Source organism: Bacillus sp. MBGLi79 (genome assembly GCF_002953915.1).
Genome location: NZ_CP026521.1, coordinates 4,773,677 through 4,777,110 on the forward strand (window position 1 = coordinate 4,773,677; position 3,434 = coordinate 4,777,110).

At 38.3% G+C, this 3,434-nt stretch carries 4 protein-coding genes and 2 pseudogenes; 2 read left to right on the plus strand and 4 right to left on the minus strand.

The features are described 5' to 3' along the window. Positions 1 to 32: 32 nt before the first annotated feature. Positions 33 to 202 (plus strand): annotated as a pseudogene (locus tag C1T29_RS24370) (DUF255 domain-containing protein); the annotation flags it as partial. Between the two features lie 73 nt (positions 203 to 275). Here the strand turns inward: C1T29_RS24370 and tet(L) are convergent. Beyond that, complete coding sequence (tet(L), locus tag C1T29_RS24375; RefSeq protein WP_103749120.1) at positions 276 to 1,652, minus strand: tetracycline efflux MFS transporter Tet(L); 1,377 nt, start codon at positions 1,650 to 1,652, stop codon at positions 276 to 278. A 33-nt stretch (positions 1,653 to 1,685) separates the two neighbouring features. Further along, on the minus strand, positions 1,686 to 1,748 hold the full coding sequence (locus tag C1T29_RS25075) for a tetracycline resistance efflux system leader peptide (RefSeq protein ID WP_369122227.1): 63 nt from the start codon (positions 1,746 to 1,748) through the stop codon (positions 1,686 to 1,688). A gap of 243 nt (positions 1,749 to 1,991) precedes the next feature. Here C1T29_RS25075 and C1T29_RS24385 point away from each other — a divergent pair. Then, positions 1,992 to 2,163: pseudogene (locus tag C1T29_RS24385) on the plus strand (DUF255 domain-containing protein). Between the two features lie 91 nt (positions 2,164 to 2,254). On the opposite strand, the gene arsC reads toward C1T29_RS24385, so the two are convergent. Then, positions 2,255 to 2,674 carry an arsenate reductase (thioredoxin) gene (gene arsC, locus C1T29_RS24390; protein WP_071581820.1) on the minus strand — a complete coding sequence of 140 codons (420 nt, stop codon included), beginning with the start codon at positions 2,672 to 2,674 and terminating at the stop codon, positions 2,255 to 2,257. A gap of 11 nt (positions 2,675 to 2,685) precedes the next feature. Continuing rightward, positions 2,686 to 3,434: arsenite efflux transporter Acr3 (gene acr3, locus C1T29_RS24395; protein WP_208945576.1), on the minus strand; the 749-nt coding region annotated here is incomplete at its 5' end.

The following is a 3,434-nucleotide window of genomic DNA, read 5'->3' on the forward strand; positions in this document are numbered from 1 at the left end:
ACCTGAATATAACCAACTTAAAAGGTGATCCCATGCCCACTAACAATAAACCCAATAGATTAATCGCTGAGAAGTCTACTTATTTTACTTCACATGCTCACAATCCTGTTGACTGGTTCCATGGGGAGAAGAAGCCTTCGAAAAAGCGAAACGCGAAAACAAGCCGGTTGTGGTCAGCACTGGTTATTCAACATGCCATTGGAGACAGGTTTATTCATTTTACAAAAAAAGGATCAACCTTGGATTACTTTCACAAGATTGATCCTTTAACTCATTTAGCCATGTCTCTGCGAACGTTTATATACATTCAAGATTACCAGCCAACAAATAACAATGATTCCTGCAAAAAGTATGAGCATATTACTATACAAATAGGTAGAGTGATCAACGTCAATAGGCAGCAGCCTATGATCTAGGAACCCGATAGATAATAAACCGCCTACAATCGCAATACCCGTTCCCTCTGATAAAAAGCTCGTGAAATTAAGCAAACTCATGCCAGCGCCGGCTTCCTTTTCTTTCAAACTGCTAGACACAATAGTAGATATAACTGTTTTTGTGAACGATAGTCCCCCAAAAACAAAAACTACTATAATTGACATGATCCATGGTGCTGCATCTATAAAAAAGGCACCGATTAAAAAGCCGGAAGAAAGCAATGCGCTTCCAATCGTTAGTACATACAAGGAACCTTTCCGATCAACAAGCAATCCTCCAATGTAACCGAAGATGATGACACTCATTGTTCCGGGGAAAATAATGCCGCTTCCAATTGCTGCAGTACTTAAATGGTGAACATCTTTCATCATATAAGGAACCATAGAGACAAATCCTGCTGCTGTACCAAATATTAGTCCTCCGCAAAGGACTCCAATCACAAAAAATACATTTTTCCCCAGATCAGGGTCAACAAAAGGGTCTTGAGCTTTCCTAATATGTTTTACAAATACGAAGAAAGCAAGAATACTGATGATCAGAAAAGAAATTCTGTAAGATGTTGTAAACAGCATAAAAAACACGATGCCCGCAGACATCAATATAATCCCTGCCATATCAAAGTGTCCTCTGATTCTCTCTTCCTTTTTCAACAGTTTTATAAGGAATGGAACAGTGATAGTTGTTGCAGTTGGAATAAGCAGCAAATACGACCAATGGATATAATGAGCAACCATTCCCCCAATAGCTGGTCCAACACCTTCTCCCATTGCTACTAAGGACCCGATCAAGCCAAATGCTTTCCCCCTGTTCTCTTTTGGAATATAGCGCGCAACGACAACCATCACAAGAGCTGGGAATGCGGCTGCACCAATTCCTTGAATAAATCGGGCTAGAATGAGAATAGGAAAGAACGAGTGTCCAACAAATCCAATGATCGACCCTAAGCCATTTACCATAACCCCAAATAGAAGCAGCTTTTTAATGCCCAGCTGATCCGATAACTTTCCATATAGAGCTGTTCCAATAGAAAAGGTTAACATAAAGGCAGTATTCACCCAGTTTGCACTCGCTGGCAGTTTATTAAAATCGTTGGCGATATCAGGTAATGAGACGTTCAGAACCATTTCATTTAATACGCTGAAAAATGATAGAACACAAAGCCAAATCAAAACTTGATTGTGCCGTAAAGTTGACTGTGAATAAGACGTATTCACAATTTCCCCTCCATTAATGAGGGCAGACGCAGTTTATAGGGCCACTGATACGCTCCCCTCTTTTAATTGTACCCTGTTCATTTTATTGCACTTCATAATAACTTCCCCTACATTTGATTGATATGATCTTATTATATATAGACTAAGGTTTAAACTTTTACTTTTTTTATGAAAATTTGACCAGATTGCGAAACAAGGAAAAACGTTATTCGCATTTATCTCAAGTGGCAAAATGAAACATTAGATTTTCACATTACAATTATCGATAAGCAGTCAGTAATTGTATTTGTTTAGGATAACTGTGGTAACCTGAATATAACCAACTTAAAAGGTGATCCCATGCCAAATAAAAGTAAACCCAATAGATTAATCGCTGAGAAGTCTCCATATTTACTTTAACATGCCCACAACCCCGTTGACTGGTTCCCGTGGGGAGAAGAAGCCTTCGAAAAAGCAAAACGCGAAAACAAACCGGTTCGTCAGCATCGATTATTCGACTTGTCATTGGTGACATGTTCGTTAGAATCACCATTAAAAAATCTACATCTTCTTTATGTTAGATAAAAGCAATAGCCAAGAGTCCCCTCTCGGCTATTTAAATTTTATTCACCTGTTTCAGCAAATCGTTTTATTCGTTCTCCAATTTCATCACGAACTCGTTGAAAAGTAATCCACTTTTGCTTTTCTGTTCCTTCGGCTCTTGCAGGATCATCAAAACCCCAATGGTCTCTTTTTACATTAGATGGAGTCATAGGACATTTATCTGCCGCATCACCACATAATGTGACAACAAAATCGGCTTTGTTCAGAATGTTAGAATCAACGACATCTGATGTTTGATTAGATATATCAATGTCTATTTCCTTCATGGCTTTAACAGCGTTAGGATTTAATCCATGTGCCTCTATCCCCGCGCTGTATACTTTCCACTCATCACCTAAATATTGTTTAGCCCATCCCTCAGCCATTTGACTTCGGCAAGAGTTCCCTGTACATAAAAAGTAAATAATTTTATTCTTCATATATTCCACCTCTACATCGAGTGACTTCGAAAGTATTTTCGTTGAAACCATAAAGCAACCTTAACGAGTGCAATCATGACCGGTACTTCTACAAGCGGACCAATTACGGCGGCAAATGCTGCACCCGAATGAATTCCAAACACACCAACAGCTACAGCAATCGCTAATTCAAAGTTATTGCTTCCTGCTGTAAAAGCTAAAGTAGTGGTTACAGCGTAGTTTGCCCCGATTTTCTTTCCTAAAAAGAAGGAAACAAAGAACATTAAAACAAAGTAAATCAATAATGGAATCGCAATTCGAACAACATCTAACGGCAAGCTAACAATTACATCACCTTTTAAGGAAAACATGACGATAATTGTAAATAGCAAAGCAATTAACGTAATTGGGCTAATTTTAGGAATGAACACTTTTTCATACCATTCTTTTCCCTTCACTTTTACAAAAATATAACGTGTCACCATTCCTGCAATAAAAGGAATTCCAAGGTAGATGAATACTGATTTTGCGACTTCTGCCATCGTAATATTCACTACTGCTCCTTCCATCCCTAACCATTGCGGAATAACTGTTACAAAAATGTAAGCATAAACTGAGAAAAAAAGCATTTGGAAAATTGAGTTGAAAGCAACTAATCCTGCCGCGTATTCCGTATCACCTTTTGATAAGTCATTCCAAACAATAACCATCGCAATACAGCGAGCTAATCCAATCATAATAAGCCCAATCATATACTCCGGTTTATCTGGCAAAAAGATTA